The following is a 24,130-nucleotide window of genomic DNA, read 5'->3' as shown; positions in this document are numbered from 1 at the left end:
TCGTTCCTATCCTCGTGCAAGGTTTGCAGCGGCTGGAATACCGTGGCTACGACTCATGCGGCGTGGCGGTGCATTCGGCCAGCCTGGGCGGTAAGCCAAGTGCCTTGCAGGGCGCCTTCCAGGGCGGCTTGCAACGCGCCCGCAGCACGGCACGCGTGTCTGAGCTGATGGACCAAGTCAAGGCCGACCACATCGAAGGCGGCATTGGCATTGCCCACACCCGCTGGGCCACCCACGGCGTGCCAGCGGTGCACAACGCACACCCCCACTTCAGCCACGGCACGGGTGCGGGCGCGGGTGTTTACACAGGCGATGTGCCAAACAAGGTGGGCCGCGTTGCGCTGGTGCACAACGGCATCATCGAAAACCACGACGAGTTGCGCGCTGCATTGCAAGCCAAAGGCTATGAGTTTTTGAGCCAAACTGACACCGAGGTCATTGCCCACTTGGTGGACAGCCTCTACAACGGCGATTTGTTTGAAGCCGTCAAAGCCGCCATCGTTCAGTTGCACGGCGCGTACGCGATTGCGGTGTTTCACAAAGACGAACCGCATCGCGTGATTGGTGCGCGTGCGGGCTCACCGCTCATCTTGGGCGTGGGCAAAGAGCACAGCGAAACTTTCCTCGCCAGCGATGCCATGGCCTTGGCCGGGGTGACCGACCAAATTTTGTACCTCGAAGAGGGCGATGTGGTCGACATTCAAATCGGCAAATACTGGGTGCAAGACCGCCACCACAAAGCCGTCACACGCGAAGTCAAAACCGTGCAAGCGCACAGCGGCGCGGCTGAGCTGGGGCCGTACCGCCACTACATGCAAAAAGAAATCTTTGAGCAACCGCGTGCCATTGCCGACACGCTCGAAGGCGTCGAGGGCATCACGCCCGAGTTGTTTGGTGACGGCGCGTACAGCGTGTTCAAGGCCATCGACAACGTGCTTATCCTCGCCTGCGGCACCAGCTACTACAGCGGCTGCGTGACCAAGTATTGGATTGAGGCGATCGCCAAAGTGCCTTGCCAAGTCGAGATCGCCAGCGAATACCGCTACCGCGAATCCGTGCCCAACCCCAACACCTTGGTGGTCACCATCACCCAGTCGGGCGAGACGGCCGACACCTTGGCCGCTTTGCGCCACGCTCAAGGCTTGGGGATGACGAACACACTCACCATTTGCAACGTCTCCACCAGCGCCATGGTGCGCGAGTGCAAGCTGGCCTACGTCACCCGCGCGGGCACAGAGATTGGCGTGGCATCCACCAAAGCCTTCACCACGCAGCTGGCCGGTTTGTTCTTGCTCACTTTGGCTTTGGCGCAAACCAAAGGCCGGTTGAGTGACGAAGAAGAAGCCAAGCACATCAAAGACATGCGCCACTTGCCCGCCGCCTTGCAAGCCGTGCTGGCGTTAGAGCCGCAGCTGATCGCGTGGTCGCAAGACTTTGCCAGCAAAGAAAACGCCTTGTTCTTGGGCCGTGGCACGCATTACCCCATCGCGCAGGAAGGCGCGTTGAAGCTCAAAGAAATCACCTACATCCACGCCGAGGCCTATGCCGCCGGCGAGTTGAAGCACGGCCCCTTGGCGCTGGTCACCAGCGCCATGCCCGTGGTGACGGTGGCCCCCAACGACGCCTTGCTAGAAAAGCTCAAAAGCAACATGCAAGAAGTGCGCGCCCGTGGTGGCGTTTTGTATGTGCTGGCTGATGGCGACACCAAGATAGAAAGCAGTGAAGGCGTCAACGTCATCCGCATGCCCGAGCACTACGGCGTGCTCTCACCCATCTTGCATGTGGTGCCCTTGCAGTTGCTCAGTTATCACACCGCGTGTGCGCGCGGCACGGATGTGGACAAGCCGCGTAATTTGGCTAAGTCGGTGACGGTGGAGTAGTTTCCTTTTGACCTTCTTTGACCTTCTTTGACTTTTGTGGCCATATTCAAGTTTCGAAAAATCGTCAGCTGAATCAGTCGCACCTCATCAGTGTTGGGCCGGCATCAGTTGCGCTTGAGCCCACCATCGCATCTGGCGTTTCACGGTGGAAAAGCTCAAGGTAAGGTCGGTAGCGCCAGAGGCGGTTGCGCTCATGGCCCGTCACTTCTTGCAGCCAACCGCGTGTCTCAAAGTCAGCAATTAATTTAGAGGCTGTGGGGAATGTGCAGCCCATCAGCTTGCGCACGTGATTGACCGACACCGTGGGGTAGCGAAATAGATGGTCCAGCAAGGTGAGTGCTTTCGCATTTTTGGCCACCTCGTTTCGGTGTGTGTCGCGCAGGGCCACGATGTCTTTGGCTGTTTGCGTGGCCGCAAGCGCTGTGGCGCTGACGCCGCGCAAGAAGAACATGAGCCATTGCTCCCAGTGTCCTTGCGTGCGAATGGCAGTCAAGCGGTCGTAATACTCAGCACGGTGCGCTTTAAGAAAGAGTGATAGGTAGAGCAAGGGGCGCGAAAGGGCTTTTTCTTCGCACAGCATGAGTGTGATGAGCAAGCGTCCCACACGGCCATTGCCATCGAGGAATGGGTGAATGGTTTCAAATTGGGCATGCGCCAAGCCACAACGAATGAGCAGTGGAACGCGCGTGCGTTGGTCGTGCAAAAAGGTTTCAAGCTGGCCCAATACATTCATCACTTCATGCGGTGGAGGCGGAATAAATGCAGCGTCGCGCAACGAGCTACCGCGCCCGCCGATCCAGTTTTGTGAGGTGCGAAATTCTCCGGGGGACTTTTCTCCCCCGCGCACGCCTTTCATCAACTCAGCATGGATTTCGCGCAGCAAGCGCAGTGATAGGGGCAAGTCTGGCAGACGATCTAGACCATGGTTCATGGCGCGTACGTAGTTCACGACTTCCTCAACGTCTTTAGGCGTGTCGTCACGGAGGGCATCGGCTTCAAAAGCCAGCACATCCTCTAATGTGCTTTGCGTGCCTTCGATTTGCGAGGACAAAACGGCCTCGTGGCGAACATACATGGCCACAAACAAATCGGGATTGGGCAGCATGGTTGCCAGCGCATCCAATCGGCCGATATTGCGGTCAGCATCGGACAACAGGCTTTGCAATTCGCCGCTGTAAACCAGTGGCGGATCGGGTGGTAACGGCGCAGGAATGAATGCTTTATAACCAGTGGACTGCTGTACAAGTCGTCCTGCGCGATAAGGATGATCCATGGCTGTTAGCTTTAACAAGGAGCAGATATTTTAGCTCTTAATAAATTTTTCGGATTATTTTTTTACTAAAACAAAGAAAAAACACGCTTATTAAAGAAAAACAAGTTGGTGTGGTTCGAGTGGAGCTTCGCTAAATAAGGGGATGCGTAAAGTCGTGATGAATGCCTAAGCACTATGGTGAGCTCCACCATCTACGGTCAGACCGCTTCAAGCCGTCAGCGGGTAATCCAAATGCCCTGTCTTCACGTAAATCAGCGCGCCTTCTGACTGCGTGAACGGCGCATGCCGGCTGTAGCGTGGGCTGCGAATCCATGTGCCTTGCGGGTATGTGCCGTGCTCGTCATGAAACACGCCTTTCAGCACCAAAATTTCTTCGCCGCCCGGGTGCACATGCGGGTTGAACTGCGTGTTGGGCGCCCAGCGCACAAGCGCTGTGCCAACGCCATCAAAGTCATGCAGCGGCATGACAGACAAACCCGCAACCATCCCTGGGTACCAAGACGCGGTGTGGGTGTCGATTTGCACGGGTGTGACATCGGCAGGGTGGAACTGCCGCAGCTTCACAAACAAGGTGCAGCCATCAGCTGAGTGTGGAGTGTGCTTACTGCCCGGAGGGTTACGCAAGTAAGTGCCAGCAGGGTAGTGGCCGTGCTCGTCAGAAAACACGCCTTCTAGCACCAATATTTCTTCGCCGCCGCCATGTGTGTGAGCGCTGTAGCCTGAGCCTGCGACGTACCGCACGATGCTGCTGGCTCTGGCCACTTCATCGCCCTCACGGTCCAGCAGTTGTCGGTCAACGCCTGCCATGGGGGAGGCTTCCCAAGTCAAGGCTTGGGTGTCCATGACGGCTTTTAGGGTGAAATCGGCGTTGACGTTCATGGGATCTTCCATCACAAGTTGCTTGTACGAGCATAGCTTGCGATGGCGAGACTCATGTTTTTTAAATATGCCCCAAAGCCTTCAGTATTTTTTCTGGCGTCACCGGTTGCGACCACACCTGCGCATGCAATGGGCGCAAGGCGTCGTTGATGGCGTTGACCACAGCGGCAGGCGCACCTGCTGTGCCTGCTTCGCCAGCGCCCTTGGCGCCCAAGATCGAACTGCGCGTGGGTGTTTCAACGTGGGCCACCTCAATGTCTGGCATCTCGCACGCCATGGGCACCAAATAGTCGGCCATCGAGCCGTTTTGCATGAGGCCTTGATCGTCATAAAGGCACTCTTCAAACAGCGCACCGCCAATGCCTTGCACAATCGCCCCGCGAATTTGCTCGTCCACCAGCATGGGGTTGATCACGCGGCCGCAGTCTTCTACCGCCCAGTGTTTAAGCAGTTTGACAAACCCTGTTTCCACATCCACTTCCACATACGAGGCTTGAACGCCGTTGGTGAAGATAAAGGGGTAATCGCGCTGCGCATAATGGCGTGTCACCATCAATTCAGACGTGAAGCCAGCGGGCAATGTGTCAGGGCGGTAATAGGCTACCCGTCCCAGCTCAGCCAGCGGCAACAACTCTGCGCCAGTGAGGGCGTGTTTGACCACGCCGTCTTCTAGCTTGAGCTCTTCCAAGGGTTGTTTGAGGATGGCTTGTGCCACTTTCAAGATGTTGGCGCGCAAAGCCAAGCCCGCCAACAAAACCGCCTCACCGCCCACACCTGCACCGCGCGATGCCCAAGTGCCGCCGCCGTAGGGAACGGCATCGGTGTCGCCCGTCAGCAGGCGCACTTGGGCCATAGGCACACCCACAGCGTCCGCCGCGATTTGCGCATAAATGGCCTCGGTGCCTTGGCCTTGTTCGCCCACACTCACCATCACCGCAACGCCGCCTGCGGGCTCTAAACGAAGCGTGGCACCGTCTTGAGATGAAATGCGCGCGCCACCCACGCCATAAAAGGCGGCGCTGGGGTTGGTCAATTCAATCAACGTCGCAAAACCAATGCCGCGGTAAATCCCTTTTTGACGCAAAGCAGATTGCTCGGCCAGCAAGGCGGGGTAGTTCATCAGCGATTCAATTTTCCGCAGACACGCTTCGTGCGAAAGCACTTCTAGCTTGATCCCTGAAGCACCTGTGGCAGGGTAGGCATCGTCGGGAATCACATTGCGTTTGCGCATGGCCAGCGGGTCCATGCCCAACTTGGCGGCTGCCAAATCAACCAAGCCTTCGGTCACCGCGCAAGCAATCGGGTGGCCCACACCGCGATATTGGCAAGTGGGTGTTTTGTTCAAAAAAACCACATCCAGCTTGGCGCGATACGCCTTGTGTTTGTAGGGGCCGCCCGTGAGGTTGACCACTTGGTTGCCCTCAATCCCGCTGGTGCGTGGAAACATAGAGAACGGACCAATGCCCGTGGTGTCTTTGATTTCAAACGCCAGAATGTCGCCCTCAGCCGAGGCTGCAATGCGTCCTTCAATGCGGTGTTCACGCGCATGAATGTCTGTGGTGAACGACTCAAGTCGGTCAGCCACAAATTTGATGGGGCGCTTCAGCAAAATTGAAATCGCCACCGTGGCAAAGTCATCCGGATACGCATGTACCTTGATGCCAAAAGAGCCGCCCACGTCTTTGCAAATCACGCGGATGTTGGCTTCCGCCAAACCAAATTGACGCGCATACAGGTCTTGCATCATGTGCGGCGCCTGTTGCGAGTGGTAGACCGTGAGTTGCGTACTGGCAGGGTTGTAGTCTGCAATTTGGCAACGCGGCTCTAGCGTGACGCCCGTGTGGCGACCAAAGTCAAAGGTGGCCTCGGCCACGACCGCCGCACTTGCAAAAGCCTCGTCCACACCGCCTGTGTCTAGGCTGCGTGTGAAACACAAGTTGTCGCCAAATTCGGGGTGGATCACGGCCGTGTCGGGGTCGAGTGCCGTGTTCATGTCCAACGCTGCGGGCAAGTCTTCCCATTGCACTTGGATGTATTGCAACGCATCTTCAGCTTCTGCGCGTGTTTTGCCGACCACGGCCACCACAGGCTCGCCTTGCCAATGCATGCGGTCTAACGCCATCGGGTATTGCGGCGCTGATTTGATGCCCGCCAAATGCGTGAGGGTGGCGACCCAAGGTTTGCAAATGGCAGCCAAGTCGTGGCCTGTGTAAACGCCCAAAACGCCAGACATCATGCGTGCATAAGCGCTTTCGATATGCACGATGCGTGCATGCGCCACAGGCGAGCGCCAAAACACCACATGCGCCATGCGAGGCAATTCGATGTCGTCCACATACTGGCCGCGCCCCTCGACCAAGCGCTCGAGGTTGGGGCGTGGAATAGCTTGGCCAATGTGTTTGGCATCAGCCATGTCGCCCGTAAAGGGTGGGGCGTGGGGCACCTCAGGTTTGGGGTGAAGAAATTTGGTTTCTGGGGCGTTCATGCACTCACTCCTTGACGGCGCGTAGCCAATACTTCGCACACCGCATCCACGATGGCTTGGTAGCCCGTGCAGCGGCAGTAATTGCCAGACATCCATTCGCGCACTTGTTCGCGGCTAGCGTCAGGTTGCTGTGTCAGCAGCTCGCTGGCGGCCATCAACATGCCCGACGTGCAAAAGCCACATTGCAAAGCGTTGTGGCGAATAAAGGCAGCTTGCAAATCTTTGATTTCACCGGTTTCGCTCAAGCCCTCAATGGTGTCGACTTGGCCGCCATCTGTTTGCACAGCCAGAGTCAAACAGCCGCGCACGATTTGGCCGTTGACCCGCACCGTACACGCGCCGCAGACGCCGTGTTCGCAACCGAGGTGAGAGCCTTTAAGGCCCAACTCCTCTCGTAAAAAATCAATCAGGTGTGTGCGGGGTTGAACCTCGCAGCGTTGGTTTTGGCCATTGACCGTGACGTTCACGGTGTGTGTCTGTGGGGAAGTCATGGACGATTCCTGTTCAAGCTGCCGCGGCAGTCTGGTTCAAAGTGTGGAGTGCGCGTTTGAGCATGACACCCGCTAGGTGTGATTTGGCAGCGGCACTGTGGGTCAAATCGGCTTCGGTCAGCATTTCATCTTTCAGGCATTGCACGGCCTGTTTGACCAGCGCATCGCTGAGCACTTGGCCTTCCAACAAGGCTTCCGTCGTCGTGCTGCGATAGGGTTGGCTAACTGCGCCTAGCCAAGCAAGGCGGACATGGTGAAGGCTTGTGCCTTTCATGTGGGCGCAAGCGGCCAAGCCCACCACGGCGTAGTCACCATGACGGCGTGCGAGTTCATCAAATGCAAAAGCATGTGCGCCAGAACTCAGGGGAAGCTCGCAAGCGACGATGAGTTCATCTTCATGCAGATCAGTGCTGTAGAGCCCCGTGAAAAAATCTTGCGCTGCAATGCGCCGCTCACCCTGAGGGCCAACCGCCACCACCACACCATCGAGTGCAAGCAAACAAGCTGGCCATTCAGCCGCGGGATCGCCATAGGCAATCGAGCCGCCAAAGGTGCCCAGGTTGCGTATGGCGCGGTGTGCAATGTGCGGCACAGCGGCGCACAACAAGGGCAAGTGCTGCGCCACAAGCGAAGATTTTTCTATTTCTGTGTGCGTCACCATCGCACCGATGCGCAACACGTCACCGGCAAGCTCAATGCCTTTAAGTTCATGGACGGACTGCAAATCAATGAGGATGCCAGGCTCGGACAAACGCATGTTGAGCGTGGCATGCAGTGTTTGTCCGCCAGCTAGCAGCCGGGCGTCTTCGCCATATTCGGACATGAGCGTGAAGACTTCACCCAAGTTGCTGGGGCGAGCGTATGAAAAAGCAGGCGCTTTCATTTGAATCCTTTATTTCATCAAGCCAGCGCCAAGCCACACACCGATGGAGGTGGCCACGACGCCCGCAAAAAACCAGAGCAGTCGAATTTTCTCGAGCGCAAACACGTCGTCAGTCTTGGCTCGTGTGGGTGGGTGCCCAGGTTCAAGTCGGATGCTGGCTAATTGAGAGGTGGTTTGCGTTGCTGCTGGCTCGGCGTGGGGCGCATCAGCCCCCGCCAGATGCGCTTGCAGAGATTTAAAAAATTTGTCAGACAGTTGACGCGCCGAGGCGTCGATCATGCGTCCACCTATTTGCCCTAGTTTTCCAGCGATCGAGGCTTTGACCGTGTAGGTAAGTTGCGTACCTTCAGGTGTCTCTGTCAAAGTAATGACGGAGCTGCCTTTGGCAAAACCAGCGCTGCCACCCGAGCCTTCAAAGTTCAGGGTGTAGCCCTGCATGGGCACGATGTTGGTCATGCTGACCTTGCCCACAAACGTGGCGCGTACGGGGCCCATTTTGATCACGACGCGGGCCTGCATTTCGCTGGGTGACAGAGCCGTGATTTCTTCGCATCCTGGAATGCAAATTTGCAGCACCTTCGGGCTGTTGAGTGCTTGCCAAACCACGCTAGGTGATGCGGCCAAGAGCACGTTGCCTTGTAAATCCATGGGGACCTTTGTGTTTTAAAAAGCTCTGCGGGTTTGTCCCGATTTGTAGCTTATTGACCAAGCGTTAAATTAAATAAGAATATCAACCAATGTTGTGATGCCTTCCATTCGGAAAAACCCTAGCGCTCAACAAGCCCCAGCGCCCGTTCGACGCCGCATGCCGCCTGCAGAGCGTGAGCAACAGTTTGTGGAAGGAGCCATTCGTTTCTTCTCGCGACATGGATTAGATGGGCAACTGCGCGATCTGGCAGGCGAGCTGGGCATTACCCACACTTTGCTGTACCACTATTTCCCCACCAAGCAAGCCTTGTTGGAGCGTGTGTACAAAGACCTTTTTGAGGGGCGCTGGCGCGTTGAATGGGAAACCTTGCTTGACGACAATCGCATTGAGTTACCCGAAAAGTTAACGCAGTTTTACGTGTCTTATGCCAAGGCCATTCTTTCGCCAGAGTGGGTGAGGGTGTTTGTGTACTCGGGCTTGAGTGACCGCTTCATCACCGATCGTTACTTTGCGTTGTTGCATGAAAAACTATTTCCCCGCATACACCGCCAGACATTGAAACATCTTGGAAGCCGCTCACGCAAACCCCCCACCGAACGCGAGATGGAGCAAATACTAGGTTTGCATGGCAGTGTGTTCTATATGGGTATGCGCCGCTGGGTGTATGGTTTGGGTTCAAATTTAGAAGTCTCTGCACTGAGCGAGATCGACGCAATTTACATAGAAGACCGTGTAATGGCCTACGTGGCCAGTTTGCAACTTAAGAAAGCCAAAGCATGACACTCGCCCTGAACCATTTCTCCATCCGAACCACTGACATGGACAGCACTCGCACTTTTTATGAAGGTGCAATGGGCTTGACAGTGGGGCCTCGACCTGCGTTCCCATTTCCCGGTATTTGGCTCTACAACGGAGCGCATACGGATGCGGCCAATGCCATGGTGCATGTGATTGGGATGGACCTCAACGATCCGGAAGGACTTAAACAGTATTTGGGTGACCGTGACATCAGCAGCTTGAAGGGCTCTGGGGCGGTTGACCATATCGCGCTGTTTGCCACAGGTTTGCAAGCCAAGTTAGAAAATTTGGCAAAACTTGGCATTGCGGTGCGCGAAAGAACGGTGCCTTCTATCGGGCTTCATCAACTCTTTTTGGACGATCCAAATGGTGTCGTCATTGAGCTCAATTACCCCGCCGCTGAAAAGGCCGCGCTAGACGCCAGTCGCGCAGCTTGATCGGTGCCGACCTAGTATGCTTTTGGGCATGTCCAAAAGCACGCCGCTTCCATCTGATTTAAATTTACTCAACCGATTGCAGGTGGATCGGTCGGCGCTCCACGGTCAAGGCGTGTTTGCCTTGTGCCACATGGCCGCAGGCGAAACGGTTATCGAATATGTGGGCGAAATCATTTCCATGACCGAGGCGCTGCGTCGCCACCCACACGACCCAAGCAACCCAGAGCACACGTTTTACTTTCACATCGACGACGCACGCGTGATTGACGGCCTACACGGAGGCAATGCCTCGCGGTGGATCAACCATTCGTGCCGCCCCAATTGCGAGCCTGTGGAAATCAAGGGTCGGGTCTTTATTCAAACCCGCCGCCAAGTGTGGCGTGGTGAAGAGCTGACGTTTAACTACGGCCTTGTCAGTGACGAACCTCTGAGCGATGCGCTCAAAGTTAAATATGCCTGCCGTTGTGGCGCAAAAAAATGCAAAGGCACAATGCTGGCCTGAGAAAATACAGACACGATGAATCAAACAACAGACACGACAGACCCGACAATGCAATGGGACAAAGCCTGCAAAGCTTTGGATGAGGAGTTTCAGATCAGCGCCCATGACTTGCCCACGATTGACACCGCCAAAGCTTTGTTTTTGCAACGGGTGGGCCGCCGCGAAATTACACAAGAAGCCGCCAATGCGCTGATGTTTAGCTTGTATTTTTCGGGCTATCTCGACATGCTGGTGGCCTTCAAGCAGCAGACGCCCGATTACGAAGTACCTGACTATTTGCAAAACCACCCCGTGCTTGAAGCGTCCAACCGCTGGGCGCAACTGGCAACAGATGGCCATTTGCTGCGGCAACTTGCGCAGCCCATCATCCAAGATACCCAAGCGTTGTTAGACGCGCTGAACTAGGCCCAGCGGCATAAAAACTCCTTGCTGCGTGGGTTTAATCTATACGCCAAATGGCGTATTGCGCTCAGGCATTGAGACAAGATAATTACTGCCCAAAGGAGTATCGATCGTCATGCCGCAGAAATTAGAAGCTGAATTACGAAAACAGTTAGAAGATTTGTATGAGCCCTTGGCTGCCGCCAATGTGGCTTTCCACAACAGCCAAAGTGCTGAAGACCAAGCTGTCGTTCAAAAGTTTGAAAGACAAATGAACAAGCTGGTCGACCAGTTGATCGCGTTGGAAGATTCCCCTAACGCATAGCACCATAGGGGCAATACCCAGGCCTAGGCCCCACTTGCGGATGCAGTCTGCAGATGTTGGGCCTTTTTTCATACACGGTGCAACGGCGTGTTTTGTCGTCCAGGTAGTTGCAATCACCGCTGGCGCGTCTGGGCAGGGTGAAGATGCTGTTTTTGAAATTGAAGCGTTCGATCAACCCCGCCTTTTGCAGGCGTTTGCCAATTTGCTTGGGCTCTTCGTGTTCGGCCTCAAATGGATCGACCAAGCCAAGGCGCACCAAATCGGGCAGCTTTACTTCGACCGGCATAGTGCAGCAGTTGGCCGCACAAGTGCTGCACAGACCGCTGCGGTAGCGGGTCCAGGTGTCGGAGTTGTCCACATTGACGATGGCGATGTGAGACCTCATGCGTTGGTCTCCAACGCATCAGACACGGGCACTTGCAAAGACGGCATTTGATACGCCAGCACCTTGAGCGAGCGCTCGGGCGACACATCTGCAAATGCCGCAGGGTTGGCCACGCGTTCTATAAAGTGCAACTCAGGTGCCAGTGCTTGCATTTGGTCTTGCAAAAAGGCCAAACCCAACTCGGGCGCATTCAGGCACAACAGCGCATAGCCGCCTGGGGCCAGCAACTCGGGCAAGCGGCGCATGAGCTTGGCATAGTCTTTGGTAGCAATGAAGCTGCCTTTTTGGTAGCTGGGCGGGTCGACGATGACCAAGCCATAAGGCCCGCTGCGCGTGATCTTGCCCCAGGTCTTGAAGATGTCGTGCATCAAAAATGTTGCGCCGGTGCTGATGCCGTTGAGCGGGTGGTTTTGTTGGCCAATCGCCATCGCACCGTGGCTCATGTCCACGTTTACCGTCAGCTTGGCACCCGCTTTGAGCGCCACCACCGAAAAGGCGCAGGTGTAGGCAAACAGGTTGAGCACTTTCAGGCGCGGTTGGTCTGGCGCATAGTTGCTCACCCAGCGCCTCACCCATTCGCGGCCCTCAGCCATGTCAAGAAACAGCCCGTGGTTTTGCCCTTTGAGCACATGCACCCGAAAGCTGGCGCCGTTCTCAGTCACCACATGCGGGTCGGGCACGGTGCCGCTCATCAAGCGCGTTTCAAGCTGGCCTTCGGCGCGGCACTGAAACACCCAGTTCAAGGGTTGGTCGGGTGCAATCTGCGCCCAGCGTGTCGACAGCGCGACACCCACGGTGGCCAGTTGTTCCTCGGTGACCGCTTGAAAACTGGTCAACAACAGCACAGGTGGAAATGCGTCCAGCGCCCACTGTTCGCAGCCCGCAAACAAGCCGCCACGCCCATGAAACAAGCGTTGGGCATCGGTGGGCAGAGCCATGGTGGCGATGGCATTGAGCAAAAATTGCATCGGTTGTGTGTCGTGAAGAAAAGCAAGAGTGCGTAAGTGTAGGCACTGTCCGGTGATGCCCAAGGGGAAAGGGGTGCGCGTTAGGATGGCACCCTTTTTCAAAAAAAATAACGGATGCAAGCCATGACGCCAGCAGAACAAGAATTACGCACAGCCGCACTTGAATACCACCGCTTGCCCACCAAGGGCAAGATCAGCATGGTGCCCACACACCCGCTGGACAACCAGCACGATTTGAGCTTGGCCTATTCACCTGGCGTCGCTTACCCCTGTTTGGAAATCGCAAAAGACCCGCAGCTTTCGTACGAGTACACCAGCCGTGGCAACTTGGTGGGCGTTATTACCAATGGCACAGCCGTTTTGGGCTTGGGCGACATCGGCGCATTGGCGGGCAAGCCGGTCATGGAAGGCAAGGGTTGCTTGTTTAAAAAGTTTTCTGGCATTGACGTGTTTGACATCGAACTCGACGAGCGCGACCCCGACAAACTGGTGGACATCATTGCCGCCATGGAGCCCACCTTCGGCGGCATCAACCTTGAAGACATCAAAGCCCCTGAGTGTTTCTACATCGAGAAAAAACTGCGCGAGCGCATGAGTATCCCCGTCTTCCACGACGACCAACACGGCACCGCCATCATCTCGGCTGCGGCCATGTTGAACGGCCTAGAGCTGGCGGGCAAAAACATCACCCAGATCAAAGTGGCCGTGTCGGGCGCAGGCGCGGCAGCCTTGGCTTGTTTGGATGTGTTTTTAGGCTTGGGCGTGAAGGCTGAGCACATTTTTGTGTGCGACTCAAAAGGCGTGATTTACGAGGGCCGCCCCGGTGGCTACGATGAGTCCAAAGCCCGCTTTGCACAAACCACCGACGCACGCACATTGGCCGATGCCGTCAACGGCGCTGATGTGTTTTTGGGTTGCTCAGCCCCCGGTGTGTTGACCCAAGACATGGTTAAGAGCATGGCTGTTAAGCCCCTCATCTTGGCTTTGGCCAACCCTGAACCAGAAATTCGCCCCGAGCTTGCCAAAGCCGTGCGCCCCGATTGCATCATCGCGACAGGCCGCTCTGACTACCCCAATCAAGTGAACAACGTGTTGTGCTTCCCGTACATTTTTCGTGGTGCTTTGGATTGCGGCGCAACCAAAATCACCGAAGAAATGAAGATTGCCTGCGTGCGCGAAATCGCTGACCTCGCCAAGCTCGAAGTCACTGCCGAAGTGCAAGCCGCTTACCCTGGCTTAGATTTGAAGTTTGGTGAGAACAACATCATTCCTAAACCGTTTGACTCTCGTCTTATCCAGCGCATCGCACCAGCAGTGGCACGCGCGGCAGAAGCCTCGGGTGTGGCCAAGCGCCCCATCAAAGACTTTGACGCCTACGCCAAAACTTTGGCTGCTTTGGTGAAGTAACACCTTGAGCCGTCTTAAGCTCACGCGCGACAAAATCTACAAAACGGTCTCCCGTCAATTGCATGGTGTGGTGCCGTGTTGGGTGTGTGGTGAGCCTGTGGCGCATGCCGAGGCCACGCTAGAGCACATTCAGCCGATCAGCGAAGGCGGTAACAGCCACCAAGACAATCTGGCCATCAGCCACGACCGCTGCAACAACTTGCGGCATGCCAAAGGCAAAAATAAGACCCAGACCGAGACTGAGCTCGAGACCAAAGCAGCGGCCTAGTTCGAAGCTTTGGTCGGTTTAGCGCTGCGTGGTGGCTTGGGGCGTGCGGTCGAGTTTTTGCACATCAAAGTGTTGCCCTTTGAGGCGCTCAAGCAAAGCCTCATAAGCCTGGGGGCTTAGCTGCGGTGTGCGCGACAGCACCCACAGGTACTCGCGCTTGGCATCGCTCACGGCGGCCAATTGGTAGTCGGCATCGAGATCAATCACCCAATAGTCGCCCCACACCAAGGGCAGCCAGCTGAGCCACTCGGGTGCAAAGCGCACTTTCAGTTTGGGTGAGTTTGCCGCGCCAATTTGTTGGGCCCGGCCCAAGGCCTTGGTGGGGTTGCCTTCGGCGGTGGTGCAGCTGTTGAGCACTTGCACCGAGCCATCGGTTTGCGCCAAATATTGGGCGCGTGTGTTGGCGGCGCATTTGGCTTGGAAGCGGTTGGGGAACTTGGCAATCTCATACCAAGTGCCCATGTAACGCGGCACATCCAGTGCGGCGATGGTGGTGACCGCGGGTAGAGGTGCTGGCGATGTTTGCGCGGCGGCATGCTGTGAAAGCAAAGCCGTCAAGGCCAAAGATGCAGCAAACCAAAGGTGTTTGAGTGTCATTGCCACGCCTAGCTTGGTTGTCTTAAAAAGCCACTTGCATCTGCACGTTGTGCAGCACGATTTCAACAATTTGAATCAACAACAACAGCGCGATGGGCGACAAGTCCACCCCGCCCATGAGCGGCAGCACGCGACGAATCGGGCGCAGCAGAGGATCGATCAACTGGGCCAAAAAGTAGCGCACATCAGACGCTGCGCTAAACCACGACATGAGGGCATAAGCAATGGTGAGCCACATCATGCTGGACAAAATCACGTTCAGCAGCTCAAAGCCCGCGCTGGTCATCAAGCTGAGCCAATGCGCCGTAGCGCCTGCCAAGATCCACAGCAGCGAGTGCTTGGCCAGCAGCACCGCATAGGCGGCCACCAAACTGGCAGTGTCCAAGCGGCCCATGGCGGGCACAAAGCGACGGGCGGGCAACACGATCCAGTTGGTGAGGGTGAACACAAAAGGGGCAATCGGGTTGCCGCCACTGGTGGACATGTTGATACGCTGCAAATGCATGTACATGCGCAGCAAACAAGTGCCTGCTACCAAGCCCACGGCGAAGTGCAGGATCAAAGAGAAAATTTGTAAAAGCATGGCTGGAGTTTAGGCGGGCTCAGGCAAAATTTGCGCATTTACTCCAGATTGTTCTTTATGAAGCAAATTCCTGCCTTGCCCCGATTCATTTTTGCCAGCCGCTGGCTGCAATTGCCCCTGTATGTGGGTCTCATTGCGGCGCAGGGCGTGTATGTGTATCACTTTTGGGTGGAACTGGTGCACCTGATTGAGGCCGCCTTTGGCAGCCAAGCTGCGCTGGACGCCTTGGTGTCCAGCATTGGCTACAAAACCGGAACGACCGTCACACACCTGAGCGAGTCCATCACCATGTTGGTGGTGCTTGGCCTGATTGATGTGGTGATGATTTCTAACCTGCTCATCATGGTGATTGTGGGCGGCTACGAAACCTTTGTCTCGCGCATGTACCTCGAAAACCACCCCGACCAGCCCGAGTGGTTGAGCCACGTGAACGCCTCTATTTTGAAGGTCAAGCTGGGCATGGCCATCATCGGCATTTCGTCCATTCACTTGCTCAAAACCTTCATCAACGCGGCCAATTACGACGAGAAAGTGCTGATGTGGCAAACCATCATTCACGTCACGTTCTTGCTCAGCGCCTTGGCCATCGCGCTGACGGACAAGCTGACGCAGGCACATGCCGCCCCTCAAACCGCCCCTCAAGCACCGTCACACTAAGCCCCATGCAAGCCCGTCACCCTATTCACCGCAATGCATTGGTTTTGTTCTCGGGGGGACAAGACTCCACCACCTGTTTGGCCCACGCGCTGACGCAATACGAGCGTGTGGAAACCTTGGCGTTTGACTACCGGCAGCGCCATGTGGTTGAGCTAGAAGCTCGTGTGCAAGTGTTGGCTCACATGCGCACGCAGTTTCCCCAATGGGCCAGCAGGCTGGGCGAAGACCATTTGCTAGACCTTGGTGTGTTGGGGCAGGTGAGCGAAACATCGCTCACGCGTGACATGGCGTTCAAGATGGAATCCTCTGGCTTGCCCAACACTTTTGTGCCGGGGCGCAACCTGTTGTTCCTCACCCTGGCTGCCGCTTTGGCCTATCGCCGTGGTTTGGATGTCATCGTCACCGGCGTGTGCGAAACCGATTTTTCGGGCTACCCCGACTGCCGCGACGACACCATGAAGGCCATGCAAATTGCGCTGTCGCTGGGCATGGACCGCCGCTTGCTGATCGAGACGCCGTTGATGTGGATCGACAAAGCGCAAACCTGGCAGCTGGCCCATGACTTGGGCCAAAAAGCGCATGCACAGGGCGGCGATCAGTTGGTGAGCCTCATCGTCGAACACACCCACACCTGCTATTTGGGTGACCGCACGCACCGCCACGATTGGGGCTATGGCTGCGGCACCTGCCCTGCGTGTGAGTTGCGCGCGCAAGGGTGGGAGCGCTGGAAGGCTTAAGCCTGTTATTGGGTGACCAGCACAAACTTGGCCGCACTGCCTTCAGGCGCAGGCACAAACTGCCACACGGTTTCGTGATGGCTGGCGACGCTAGGGCGGTGGGCAATAGACACCAAGCCACCGCCTTCTTCGCGCACCATGGTGAGCAGCTTTTCGTACAGCGCTTTTTCAGCAGCTTCATCCAAGGCGCTGGTGGCTTCGTCGGCAAACACCCAGCGTGGGCGTTTCAGCAGCACACGTGCCAAGGCCAAGCGTTGTTGTTCGCCCCCTGAAAGCTGCTGCGTCCAGTGGCCAGCCACGTCGAGGTCGTTCACCAGGTGCGGAAGTAGCGCGTCGTGCAATGCATTTTTTAGCGCTTCGTCGGTGTAGTGCTGGGCGCTGTCGGGATAGGCTAGCGCTTGGCGCAACGTGCCTTCGGGGAAGTAAGGGCGCTGCGGCATGAAGACGCTGCGCTCGGGCAGCACCACGGGGCCGTAGGTGATGGGCTCGCCACGGCGGTCATGTGTAGGCGATGTCACATGCGGCCAAATGCCAGCCAACACGCGCAGCAAAGTGGACTTGCCGCAACCCGAGGGACCACGAATCAACACCGTATCGCCAGCGGCGGCGTTCAGCGAGGTGTCGGCCAACAACACATCGCCATTAGGCAGCGAGATGGTGAGCGGCGTGGTGTGCAAGGTGTTGATGCCTGTGTGCGTGGCGGCTTCTGGCTCGGCATGCTCGTCAACTTTGATCGCCAGCATCTGGTCTTGAAAACTCGTCAAGCGCAGGGTGGTGGCTTGCCACGATGCCAAGCGGCTGTAGTTGCTGATAAACCAGCTGAGCGACTCTTGCACTTGTCCAAACGCAGAAGAAATTTGCATTAACTCACCCAACTGAATCGCGCCACTGAAGTAGCGCGGCGACGCCACCAACATGGGGAACACCACTGCGGCTTGGCCGTAGCCCGAGTTAAACCAGGTGTAGCGTTTTTGCACGCGCAGCAGGCGCATAAAGTTGTCCAGCACTTGCGCAAAGCGCTCTTGCAACGACAGGCTTTCTACGCGCCCCCCACGGTCTAGCGCAATGGCTTCGCTGTACTCGCGCACGCGCATCAGGTGGTGACGAAAGTCTGCTTCAAGTCGCTGCTGCGTAAAGTTAAGCGAGGCCATGGAGCGGCCAATGTAGTGGCCGATCAAGCTGCCGGCCAGCGCGTAGGCCAAAGCCATCCACACCATAAAGCCGGGTAGGTTGTAGGTCTCGCCCATCACATCAAAGCTAAAGCCGCCCGACAGTCCCCACAAGATGCCCACAAAGCTCAGCAGCGTGACAGTGGCGTCCAGCAAACCAAGCGACAAACTGACTGTGTCGGCCGTGAACTGCTGCACGTCTTCTTGAATCCGTTGGTCAGGGTTGTCTGTGCCGTTTTGGCTTTGCAATTCAAGCTGATAAAACACATGGCCGTTGAGCCAGCGTTGCAAATAGTCGCGCGTCATCCACGCACGCCAACGCACTTGCAGCAACTGCGTGAGGTAGAAGCGATACACCGCCACGATGATGAAGCACGTGGCGAGCATGGCAAACACACCCAGCTGATGCCAAAACACCTCGGCATCGCGGGTTTGCAGCGCGTCATAAAACACGCGGTTCCAGTCGTTGAACAACACCATCAGGTAGACCATGCCAAGGTTCAAGCCCACGCAAGCGGCCAGCAACAAACGGGCGCGCCACTTTTCTTCGGACTGGAAATAGGGCAGCGACAAAGCCCAAACGCGGCTGAGTTGCAACCGGCTTTTTTGCCAATTTGTTGCCACGTTGTGGGCCACGCTGTTGAATGCGTTCATGTGTTCTTAAATTGACGTGTTGCGCACGCCACTGGCCACATGGCCTGCTGGCACATGACGGGCGGCTGATTCGATGTGACCGGTTTGGTCGTCAAAGAAAAAGTCGGGTTCAAACTCGCGCAAGAACTCACCTTTTTCAAGGCCGCCCAAGAACATGGCTTCGTCCACCTCAATGTTCCAGTTCATCAGTGTGCGAATGGCGCGCTCGTGCGCGGGTGCGCTGCGTGCCGTGACCAGCGCGGTACGAATGCGCATGTGCGGTGTGCCCGCCTGTTGCAGCACTTGCAAGGCCAACAGCAAGGGCTTAAAAGGACCAGCGGGCAAAGGCTGCGCCGCATTGGTTTTTTCGTGCTGCTGAAACGCGTCCAAGCCATGGGTTTGAAACACGCGCTCGGCTTCGTCGCTGAACAACACCGCGTCGCCGTCAAAGGCAATGCGTACTTCGTGGGGGTTGGCCTCTGACGCATGCGCCGAGTGCGGGTACACCTGCGCGGCGGGCACGCCTGCATCCAGCGCAGAGCGCACGTCGGACAGATGCGTGGACAAAAACAAGTTGGCGTTGAGCGGGCGCAAATAGCGCCAAGGCGATTCGCCGCGTGTGAACGTGCAACGAATGATGGGCAGCGCGTAATGGGCGGCTGACTTCATCACGCGCAAGCCGCTCACGGGGTCGTTGCGCGAGAGGATGACCACCTCCACGCGCTGTGCCTCAGAGGTGTTGAAGGCCAACAGCTTTTGCACCAGTGAAAAAGCCACGCCTGGCTTGGCGGGGGTTTCTAGGCGCTCGAGTTGCAAGTTCATGTAGGCGCGGTCATCGCCTTGCTCGAAGACTTGGTTTTCTTCCTCAAAGTCGAACAAGGCGCGTGACGAAATGGCCACCACCAATTTACCGTCGAGTGAGACACCCATAAATTATTTGACCCATTGGTTGAGTTGAATGATGGGCAACATGACTGCTAAAACAATCAGCATCACCATCGCGCCCATCGCCACAATGAGCAAGGGCTCAAGAATGGTTGCCAGTTGCAAAGCGCGGCGCTGCACTTCTTCGCTCAGCTGCGCAGCGGCGCGTTGCAGCATGGTGGGCAGTGTGCCAGTTTGTTCGCCCAAGCGCGAGAACATGACCAGCAAGCGCGGAAAGCGTTTGTGCTGTGCCAGCGCCGAGGCCAGTGGCGCACCCTCTCGCACCAGCACCAGTGCGTCTTGTGCATCACGCTTGAGCGCGGCGTTGCTAAGGGTGTCGGCCGCCGCTTGCAGCGCTTTCAAAATAGGCACACCTGCCGTGGCCAGCATGGCCAAGGTGCTGGCAAAACGGGCGGCGTTGTAGCCACGGGCCAAGCGTCCAATGAGGGGCAACTGCAACCACGCGGCATCAAAACGCATACGCACATCGGCCTGCTTCAGGGCCATCTGGCCTCCGGCGGTGAGCACGGCAACCAGCACCAAACCCCACAGCCAAAAGTTTTGCACAAAGCTGCTCAAGCCCAGCATGAAGCTGGTGAGTGCGGGCAACTGTTGCTGGTTGCTGCCAAACACCTGCGCCACTTGCGGCACCACATAGGCCAGCAAAAACAACACAATGGCCAGCGCCACCGCACACACGATGGCGGGGTAAAGGCCCGCGGCCAACAGCTTGGCGCGCAGGTTTTGTTGCTCTTGTAAATCGTCGGCCAAGCGCTCCAGCACCAGGCCCAAGTGGCCGCTTTGCTCGCCCGCGCCAATGACGGCGGTGAAGATGGCACTGAACTCGCGTGGGTGTTGGCTCAGCGCTTTGGCAAACGGTGCGCCCGCATTTACCTCGCTGCGCAGGGCAGATACCAAGTCGCGCTGGCGGGGTGTTTCGGCTTCGTCGCTGAGCGCGGCTAGCGCACGTTCCAGTGGCAAGCCAGCGTTGACCAAGCCAGAAAGCTGACGCGTCCAAACGGCCAGAGCGGTGGTGCCAAACACCTTGCTTTCCCAAATTACGGTGTTCAAGCCGCTGCTGGCGCGTTGCACGGGCTCTACTTTGAGAGGCACCAAATCTTGCGCGCGTAACTGGCTGCGTGCGGTGCGTGTGGTGTCGGCCTCTAGCACGCCTCGGCGCATTTGGCCTTGGGCGTCTAGGGCTTCAAACGAATAGGCGGGCATGGCGGATGTGGCTTAGTCGCAGGGTTTCAATCGCGGGTCACGCGAATGAGTTCTTCGCGGGTCGAGATGCCCTGACGCACCAAGCGCTCACCGTCATCTCGCATCAGCGCCATGCCATTGCGCAAAGCCGCTTCGCGCAGCTGCGCTTCGCTGGCTTGGTTGTGGATGAGGGCGCGGATGTCGTCGTTGGTGGTGAGCAATTCAAAAATACCCGTGCGGCCTTGGTAGCCGCTTTGGCCGCATGCAACACAGCCCAAGCCGTAGGCTTCTCCACGGTTATCGCGGCAGTGCGTGCAGGTTTTGCGCAACAAGCGTTGGGCCAACACACCCAGCAGCGACGAGCTGAGCAAGAAGGGCTCCACGCCCATGTCGGTCAAGCGGGTGATGGCGCTGGACGCATCGTTGGTGTGCAGCGTGGCCAACACCAAGTGGCCGGTGAGCGAGGCTTGAATGGCAATTTGCGCGGTCTCGTAATCGCGAATCTCACCAATCATGATGATGTCGGGGTCTTGGCGCAGGATGGCGCGCAGTGCCTTGGCAAAGTCCAAATCAATCTTGGGGTTCACTTGCGTTTGGCCCACGCCGGCCAGCTCGTATTCAATCGGGTCTTCCACCGTCATGATGTTGTTGCGCGTGGCGTCCAGCCCTTGCAGCGCGGCATACAACGTAGTGGTTTTGCCTGAGCCCGTGGGGCCAGTCACCAAGATGATGCCGTGCGGCTGCTTGACCAAGCTCTCAAAGCGTTGCAGCGTGTCGCCCTCCATGCCCACCGCTTGCAGCGTGAGTTTGCTTTCGGTCTTGTCGAGCAAACGCAGCACCGCACGTTCTCCGTGCGCGCTGGGCAAGGTGGACACGCGCACATCAATCGCACGTTGGCCGAGGCGCAATGAAATGCGGCCGTCTTGCGGCAAACGCTTTTCGGCAATGTCCAACTCGGCCATGATTTTGAGGCGCGATATCAGCGCGGCGTGCAACGCACGGTTGGGTTGCACCACCTCGCGCAACGTGCCGTCGACACGAAAGCGCACGCTGCTGTGGCGCTCATAAGGCTCAATGTGAATGTCGCTGGCGCCGTCGCGTGCCGCTTGCGTCAGCAGCGCGTTGAGCATGCGGATGATGGGCGCGTCGTCGGCTGCCTCTAGCAAGTCTTCCACCGCTGGCAGCTCTTGCATCATGCGGGTCAGGTCGGCATCGCTTTCCACTTCGCTCACCACCGCAGCCGCGTTGCTGTCGGCTTGTGAATAGGCCTCGCTGATGCGTTTGGCCAATGTGGCTTTGTCGAGGTATTCAAAGCTCTGCACAGCGTGGCGGCGCGTCACCTCGCTCCACGCGCTCAGGTCAGGCGCATCGCTGTGCCACAGCGTGAGCGTGCGGTCATCGTCCTCCAGCAACAACTGGTGGGTGCGGGCAAAAGCGTAGGGCAGCGGGCGGCGCATGACTTAGCGGACAACAGTGGTAGCAGCGGGTGTCGTTGCTGACGGCGGGCTCGGTGGTGTCAATGGCGGCAGTAAGGGAGCTGGGCCTGTATCAAGCAAGGGGTTGTATGCGGGAACGGCGTTGCGTTGCAGGCCCATCATTTGCTCGTAGCGGTTGGTGCTCAAGGTGTCGGAGGATTTGGCGTCGCGGACCACCACGGGGCGCAAGAACACCATCAGGTTTTTTTTGCTACGGGTGCGGGTTTCACTTTTGAACAACCAGCCGAAGGCAGGGATGTCGCCCAAGCCAGGAACTTTGCTGGCGTTGCCTGTAAATTCATCTGACAACAAACCGCCCAACACAATGATGGAGCCATCGTCTACCAGCACGTTGGACTCGATGCTGCGTTTGTTGGTGATCAGGCCGATGCTGGCGGCTCTGGAATAGTCCACGCTGGAGACTTCTTGAAACACGGTCATCTTGACGGTGCCAGTCTCACTGATTTGAGGTTTGACTCTGAGCGTCAAGCCAACGTCTTTGCGCTCTACCGTTTGAAATGGGTTGGTGGCACCAGAAGCGGCATTGGTGAATTGGCCCGTCACAAAGGGTACGTTTTGACCCACTACGATCTTGGCTTCTTCGTTGTCAAGGGTCAGTAAATTAGGCGTTGAGAGAATGTTGGCGTCGCCATTCGTCTCTAAGAAATTGGCCAAAGTACTTAAGATGGTGGTGCCATTGACGTTTCGGATGGTGCCAATGTTCAAACCGCCCCCAATGCCCGCCGTGGCAGCTGCGGTGCCGCCTTGTGACAAGCCCACGATGTTGCCTACGGACCCAAAGTTGGTGCCAGCCACGCCGTTGTTGCCCAGAGCGCCTTGCCATTGAATACCCATTTGCAGCGCCTTGTCTGCGTTGACTTCAGCGATCAAGCTCTCCACCATCACCTGCGCACGACGTTGGTCCAGCATGTCAATGACGGCGCGAAGCTGGCGGTATTGCGGTTCGGGCGCGGTGATGATGAGCGAGTTGGTGGCCGTGTCGGCTTGAATTTGTCCGCCTGTGACAGAACCTGTGGCGGTGGTCGTTGCCCCCAAGGTGCTGCCAGTTGCCATCGGCGATGTTGGGTTGTTGCCCGTGGGTGACATGCCAGAGCCTGTGGCCGCTGCGCTGCCAGCATTGGCTGCGGCTTGCCCGCTGACGGCGGCACGCAAGGTGGTGGCCAGTTTGGTGGCGTCGGCGTTTTTCAAATACACCACATGAATGTTGCCGCTGGCGCTGGTGCCATTGGGCTGGTCCAGCTTGGCCACCAATGACTTGACCAAGGCCACGCGCGCTGGGTTGGCCGCACGCACGATGATTGAGTTGCTGCGCGGCTCGGCCAGCAGGGTGGTTTTGTATTCGGCGCCAGTTTGGCCGGGTGTGGCGGTGGCGGCGGCGTTGGCGTTGCTGCCCGACTCGATCAAGCGCAGCAACAGCGGTGCCATGTCAACAGCAATGGCGTGCTTGAGCTGAATTACTTCCACATCGCTGGCGTTGGACACATCCAGCGTGGCAATGATGCGGGCCATGCGCTGCAGGTTGTCGGCGTAGTCGGTGATGATGATGGAGTTGTTGCCGGGGTTGACGTTGATGGTGTTGTTGGGGCTGATGAGCGGGCGCAGCACGGGCACCAGGTTGTTGGCTTGCTCAAAGTTGAGCTTGAAAATGTGTGTGACGATTTGGCCGCTGCCCGAGCCACCTTGGGCGCCTTGAATTTCTTGCACATTGCCGCCTTGCAGCTTGGCATCGGCCTCGGGCACGATTTTGTAAAGGCCTTTGGTTTCCACCATCGCAAAGCCTTGCAAACGCAGCGCGGCCAAAAATTGGCTCCACGCTTCGTTGGCCGACACGGGCAGCTCGGTGCTTAGGTTGATAGTGCCTTTGACGCGTGGGTCGACCACCAAGTTGCGGTTGGACAGCGTGGCCAAGGTGCGAGCCACCGACTCGATCTCGGCATTCACAAAGTTGAGCGTGATGGGCTCGGACGAAGCCGCTTTTTTGGCAGGTGGCGCAGCGTGTGTGAGCGACAAGCCCAGCAGTGCAGGTGCAAGGCTCAGGCCCAGCGCAAGCGCTAACGCAGAAGCTGATGCAGATGCAGATGCAGATGCAGAAGGTTGAAGAAAAGTGTGTTGCTTAGCCA

The 24,130-nt window shown here is 57.2% G+C and carries 24 protein-coding genes and 1 pseudogene; 10 read left to right on the top strand and 15 right to left on the bottom strand.

Translation table 11 applies throughout. The annotated features are described in order from the left end of the window. A partial coding sequence (gene glmS / locus ABWP81_RS08295; RefSeq protein ID WP_353140988.1) for a glutamine--fructose-6-phosphate transaminase (isomerizing) occupies window positions 1–1,880 on the top strand: 1,880 nt, incomplete at its 5' end. 73 nt (window positions 1,881–1,953) lie between these two features. On the opposite strand, the gene ABWP81_RS08290 is transcribed toward glmS, so the two are convergent. The 6 genes from ABWP81_RS08290 to ABWP81_RS08265 form a co-directional block, all read right to left on the bottom strand. After that, window positions 1,954–3,153, bottom strand: coding sequence for a Fic family protein (locus ABWP81_RS08290; RefSeq protein ID WP_353140986.1), 1,200 nt, complete (start codon window positions 3,151–3,153; stop codon window positions 1,954–1,956). Between the two features lie 207 nt (window positions 3,154–3,360). Further along, a complete protein-coding gene (locus ABWP81_RS08285; protein ID WP_353140984.1) occupies window positions 3,361–4,032 on the bottom strand; it encodes a cupin domain-containing protein in 672 nt (223 codons plus the stop codon). Window positions 4,033–4,093: 61 nt separating this feature from the next. After that, window positions 4,094–6,517, bottom strand: a complete 2,424-nt coding sequence (locus tag ABWP81_RS08280; RefSeq protein ID WP_353134812.1) for a xanthine dehydrogenase family protein molybdopterin-binding subunit — start codon at window positions 6,515–6,517, stop codon at window positions 4,094–4,096. After that, complete coding sequence (locus ABWP81_RS08275; RefSeq protein WP_353134809.1) at window positions 6,514–7,008, bottom strand: (2Fe-2S)-binding protein; 495 nt, start codon at window positions 7,006–7,008, stop codon at window positions 6,514–6,516. Before ABWP81_RS08275 ends, ABWP81_RS08280 begins: the two co-directional genes overlap by 4 nt. A gap of 13 nt (window positions 7,009–7,021) precedes the next feature. After that, window positions 7,022–7,891, bottom strand: coding sequence for an FAD binding domain-containing protein (locus ABWP81_RS08270; protein ID WP_353140983.1), 870 nt, complete (start codon window positions 7,889–7,891; stop codon window positions 7,022–7,024). A gap of 9 nt (window positions 7,892–7,900) precedes the next feature. Further along, window positions 7,901–8,539 carry an SRPBCC family protein gene (locus ABWP81_RS08265; protein WP_353134803.1) on the bottom strand — a complete coding sequence of 213 codons (639 nt, stop codon included), beginning with the start codon at window positions 8,537–8,539 and terminating at the stop codon, window positions 7,901–7,903. A 97-nt stretch (window positions 8,540–8,636) separates the two neighbouring features. Between ABWP81_RS08265 and ABWP81_RS08260 the strand changes: the two genes are divergently transcribed. From ABWP81_RS08260 to ABWP81_RS08240, 5 genes are all read left to right on the top strand, one after another. Continuing rightward, window positions 8,637–9,320 (top strand): TetR/AcrR family transcriptional regulator, encoded by a 684-nt coding sequence (locus ABWP81_RS08260; protein ID WP_353140981.1) that lies wholly within the window; start codon window positions 8,637–8,639, stop codon window positions 9,318–9,320. Then, window positions 9,317–9,775 (top strand): VOC family protein, encoded by a 459-nt coding sequence (locus tag ABWP81_RS08255; RefSeq protein ID WP_353134797.1) that lies wholly within the window; start codon window positions 9,317–9,319, stop codon window positions 9,773–9,775. The genes ABWP81_RS08260 and ABWP81_RS08255 overlap by 4 nt, the downstream gene beginning before the upstream one ends. A 28-nt stretch (window positions 9,776–9,803) precedes the next feature. Then, a complete protein-coding gene (locus ABWP81_RS08250; protein WP_353140979.1) occupies window positions 9,804–10,277 on the top strand; it encodes an SET domain-containing protein in 474 nt (157 codons plus the stop codon). Between the two features lie 15 nt (window positions 10,278–10,292). Next, window positions 10,293–10,682, top strand: coding sequence for a hypothetical protein (locus ABWP81_RS08245; protein WP_353134791.1), 390 nt, complete (start codon window positions 10,293–10,295; stop codon window positions 10,680–10,682). Window positions 10,683–10,794: 112 nt separating this feature from the next. After that, window positions 10,795–10,983, top strand: a complete 189-nt coding sequence (locus ABWP81_RS08240) for a hypothetical protein (RefSeq protein ID WP_353140977.1) — start codon at window positions 10,795–10,797, stop codon at window positions 10,981–10,983. On the opposite strand, the gene ABWP81_RS08235 is transcribed toward ABWP81_RS08240, so the two are convergent. Both ABWP81_RS08235 and ABWP81_RS08230 read right to left on the bottom strand, forming a co-directional pair. Beyond that, on the bottom strand, window positions 10,973–11,368 hold the full coding sequence (locus ABWP81_RS08235) for a YkgJ family cysteine cluster protein (protein WP_353140975.1): 396 nt from the start codon (window positions 11,366–11,368) through the stop codon (window positions 10,973–10,975). The genes ABWP81_RS08240 and ABWP81_RS08235 overlap by 11 nt on opposite strands. Beyond that, window positions 11,365–12,336 (bottom strand): class I SAM-dependent methyltransferase, encoded by a 972-nt coding sequence (locus ABWP81_RS08230; protein WP_353140974.1) that lies wholly within the window; start codon window positions 12,334–12,336, stop codon window positions 11,365–11,367. The genes ABWP81_RS08235 and ABWP81_RS08230 overlap by 4 nt, the downstream gene beginning before the upstream one ends. A 123-nt stretch (window positions 12,337–12,459) precedes the next feature. Here ABWP81_RS08230 and ABWP81_RS08225 point away from each other — a divergent pair. Both ABWP81_RS08225 and ABWP81_RS08220 read left to right on the top strand, forming a co-directional pair. Beyond that, window positions 12,460–13,737, top strand: a pseudogene (locus tag ABWP81_RS08225) (malic enzyme-like NAD(P)-binding protein); the annotation flags it as partial. 10 nt (window positions 13,738–13,747) lie between these two features. Next, window positions 13,748–14,011, top strand: coding sequence for an HNH endonuclease (locus ABWP81_RS08220; RefSeq protein WP_353140972.1), 264 nt, complete (start codon window positions 13,748–13,750; stop codon window positions 14,009–14,011). A gap of 18 nt (window positions 14,012–14,029) precedes the next feature. Here ABWP81_RS08220 and ABWP81_RS08215 read toward each other — a convergent pair whose 3' ends face one another. Beyond that, window positions 14,030–14,608: a lipocalin family protein gene (locus tag ABWP81_RS08215; protein ID WP_353140970.1), complete on the bottom strand. Its 579-nt coding sequence runs from the start codon at window positions 14,606–14,608 to the stop codon at window positions 14,030–14,032. A 22-nt stretch (window positions 14,609–14,630) separates the two neighbouring features. Further along, window positions 14,631–15,191 (bottom strand): YggT family protein, encoded by a 561-nt coding sequence (locus ABWP81_RS08210; RefSeq protein WP_353134773.1) that lies wholly within the window; start codon window positions 15,189–15,191, stop codon window positions 14,631–14,633. A 57-nt stretch (window positions 15,192–15,248) separates the two neighbouring features. On the opposite strand from ABWP81_RS08210, the gene ABWP81_RS08205 reads away from it, so the two are divergent. Both ABWP81_RS08205 and queC read left to right on the top strand, forming a co-directional pair. Further along, window positions 15,249–15,848 (top strand): TIGR00645 family protein, encoded by a 600-nt coding sequence (locus ABWP81_RS08205; RefSeq protein WP_353134770.1) that lies wholly within the window; start codon window positions 15,249–15,251, stop codon window positions 15,846–15,848. A 23-nt stretch (window positions 15,849–15,871) separates the two neighbouring features. Continuing rightward, window positions 15,872–16,585 (top strand): 7-cyano-7-deazaguanine synthase QueC, encoded by a 714-nt coding sequence (queC, locus tag ABWP81_RS08200; protein WP_353134836.1) that lies wholly within the window; start codon window positions 15,872–15,874, stop codon window positions 16,583–16,585. 5 nt (window positions 16,586–16,590) lie between these two features. Here the strand turns inward: queC and ABWP81_RS08195 are convergent, their stop codons facing one another. The 5 genes from ABWP81_RS08195 to gspD are packed head-to-tail and all read right to left on the bottom strand — an operon-like array spanning window position 16,591 to window position 24,053. Beyond that, window positions 16,591–18,408, bottom strand: coding sequence for an ABC transporter ATP-binding protein/permease (locus tag ABWP81_RS08195; protein ID WP_353140968.1), 1,818 nt, complete (start codon window positions 18,406–18,408; stop codon window positions 16,591–16,593). 6 nt (window positions 18,409–18,414) lie between these two features. Beyond that, the gene (locus ABWP81_RS08190; protein WP_353134761.1) at window positions 18,415–19,317 is read right to left on the bottom strand and encodes a 5'-nucleotidase; all 903 of its coding nucleotides are present in this window, start codon (window positions 19,315–19,317) and stop codon (window positions 18,415–18,417) included. Between the two features lie 3 nt (window positions 19,318–19,320). Then, a complete protein-coding gene (gene gspF, locus ABWP81_RS08185; protein WP_353140966.1) occupies window positions 19,321–20,535 on the bottom strand; it encodes a type II secretion system inner membrane protein GspF in 1,215 nt (404 codons plus the stop codon). A gap of 26 nt (window positions 20,536–20,561) precedes the next feature. Beyond that, window positions 20,562–21,971, bottom strand: coding sequence for a type II secretion system ATPase GspE (gene gspE / locus ABWP81_RS08180; RefSeq protein ID WP_353140964.1), 1,410 nt, complete (start codon window positions 21,969–21,971; stop codon window positions 20,562–20,564). A gap of 3 nt (window positions 21,972–21,974) precedes the next feature. Beyond that, on the bottom strand, window positions 21,975–24,053 hold the full coding sequence (gspD, locus tag ABWP81_RS08175) for a type II secretion system secretin GspD (RefSeq protein WP_502905527.1): 2,079 nt from the start codon (window positions 24,051–24,053) through the stop codon (window positions 21,975–21,977). Between the last annotated feature and the right edge of the window lie 77 nt (window positions 24,054–24,130).

Source organism: Limnohabitans sp. (assembly GCF_040401135.1).
Lineage (GTDB): Bacteria > Pseudomonadota > Gammaproteobacteria > Burkholderiales > Burkholderiaceae_C > Limnohabitans.
Note: the sequence above shows the minus strand (reverse complement) of the source record. Positions and strands in the feature narration are given on the sequence as shown.

Coding starts and splice junctions, on each gene's coding strand:
- ABWP81_RS08265 (WP_353134803.1), bottom strand. CDS start 8,539: ATGGATTTACAAGGCAACGTGCTCTTGGCCGCATCACCTAGCGTGGTT.
- ABWP81_RS08210 (WP_353134773.1), bottom strand. CDS start 15,191: ATGCTTTTACAAATTTTCTCTTTGATCCTGCACTTCGCCGTGGGCTTG.
- ABWP81_RS08290 (WP_353140986.1), bottom strand. CDS start 3,153: ATGGATCATCCTTATCGCGCAGGACGACTTGTACAGCAGTCCACTGGT.
- ABWP81_RS08215 (WP_353140970.1), bottom strand. CDS start 14,608: ATGACACTCAAACACCTTTGGTTTGCTGCATCTTTGGCCTTGACGGCT.
- ABWP81_RS08235 (WP_353140975.1), bottom strand. CDS start 11,368: ATGAGGTCTCACATCGCCATCGTCAATGTGGACAACTCCGACACCTGG.
- ABWP81_RS08195 (WP_353140968.1), bottom strand. CDS start 18,408: ATGAACGCATTCAACAGCGTGGCCCACAACGTGGCAACAAATTGGCAA.
- ABWP81_RS08250 (WP_353140979.1), top strand. CDS start 9,804: ATGTCCAAAAGCACGCCGCTTCCATCTGATTTAAATTTACTCAACCGA.
- ABWP81_RS08190 (WP_353134761.1), bottom strand. CDS start 19,317: ATGGGTGTCTCACTCGACGGTAAATTGGTGGTGGCCATTTCGTCACGC.
- ABWP81_RS08270 (WP_353140983.1), bottom strand. CDS start 7,891: ATGAAAGCGCCTGCTTTTTCATACGCTCGCCCCAGCAACTTGGGTGAA.
- ABWP81_RS08280 (WP_353134812.1), bottom strand. CDS start 6,517: ATGAACGCCCCAGAAACCAAATTTCTTCACCCCAAACCTGAGGTGCCC.
- ABWP81_RS08275 (WP_353134809.1), bottom strand. CDS start 7,008: ATGACTTCCCCACAGACACACACCGTGAACGTCACGGTCAATGGCCAA.
- ABWP81_RS08260 (WP_353140981.1), top strand. CDS start 8,637: ATGCCTTCCATTCGGAAAAACCCTAGCGCTCAACAAGCCCCAGCGCCC.
- ABWP81_RS08230 (WP_353140974.1), bottom strand. CDS start 12,336: ATGCAATTTTTGCTCAATGCCATCGCCACCATGGCTCTGCCCACCGAT.
- ABWP81_RS08245 (WP_353134791.1), top strand. CDS start 10,293: ATGAATCAAACAACAGACACGACAGACCCGACAATGCAATGGGACAAA.
- ABWP81_RS08240 (WP_353140977.1), top strand. CDS start 10,795: ATGCCGCAGAAATTAGAAGCTGAATTACGAAAACAGTTAGAAGATTTG.
- gspF (WP_353140966.1), bottom strand. CDS start 20,535: ATGCCCGCCTATTCGTTTGAAGCCCTAGACGCCCAAGGCCAAATGCGC.
- gspE (WP_353140964.1), bottom strand. CDS start 21,971: ATGCGCCGCCCGCTGCCCTACGCTTTTGCCCGCACCCACCAGTTGTTG.
- ABWP81_RS08205 (WP_353134770.1), top strand. CDS start 15,249: ATGAAGCAAATTCCTGCCTTGCCCCGATTCATTTTTGCCAGCCGCTGG.
- ABWP81_RS08285 (WP_353140984.1), bottom strand. CDS start 4,032: ATGAACGTCAACGCCGATTTCACCCTAAAAGCCGTCATGGACACCCAA.
- ABWP81_RS08255 (WP_353134797.1), top strand. CDS start 9,317: ATGACACTCGCCCTGAACCATTTCTCCATCCGAACCACTGACATGGAC.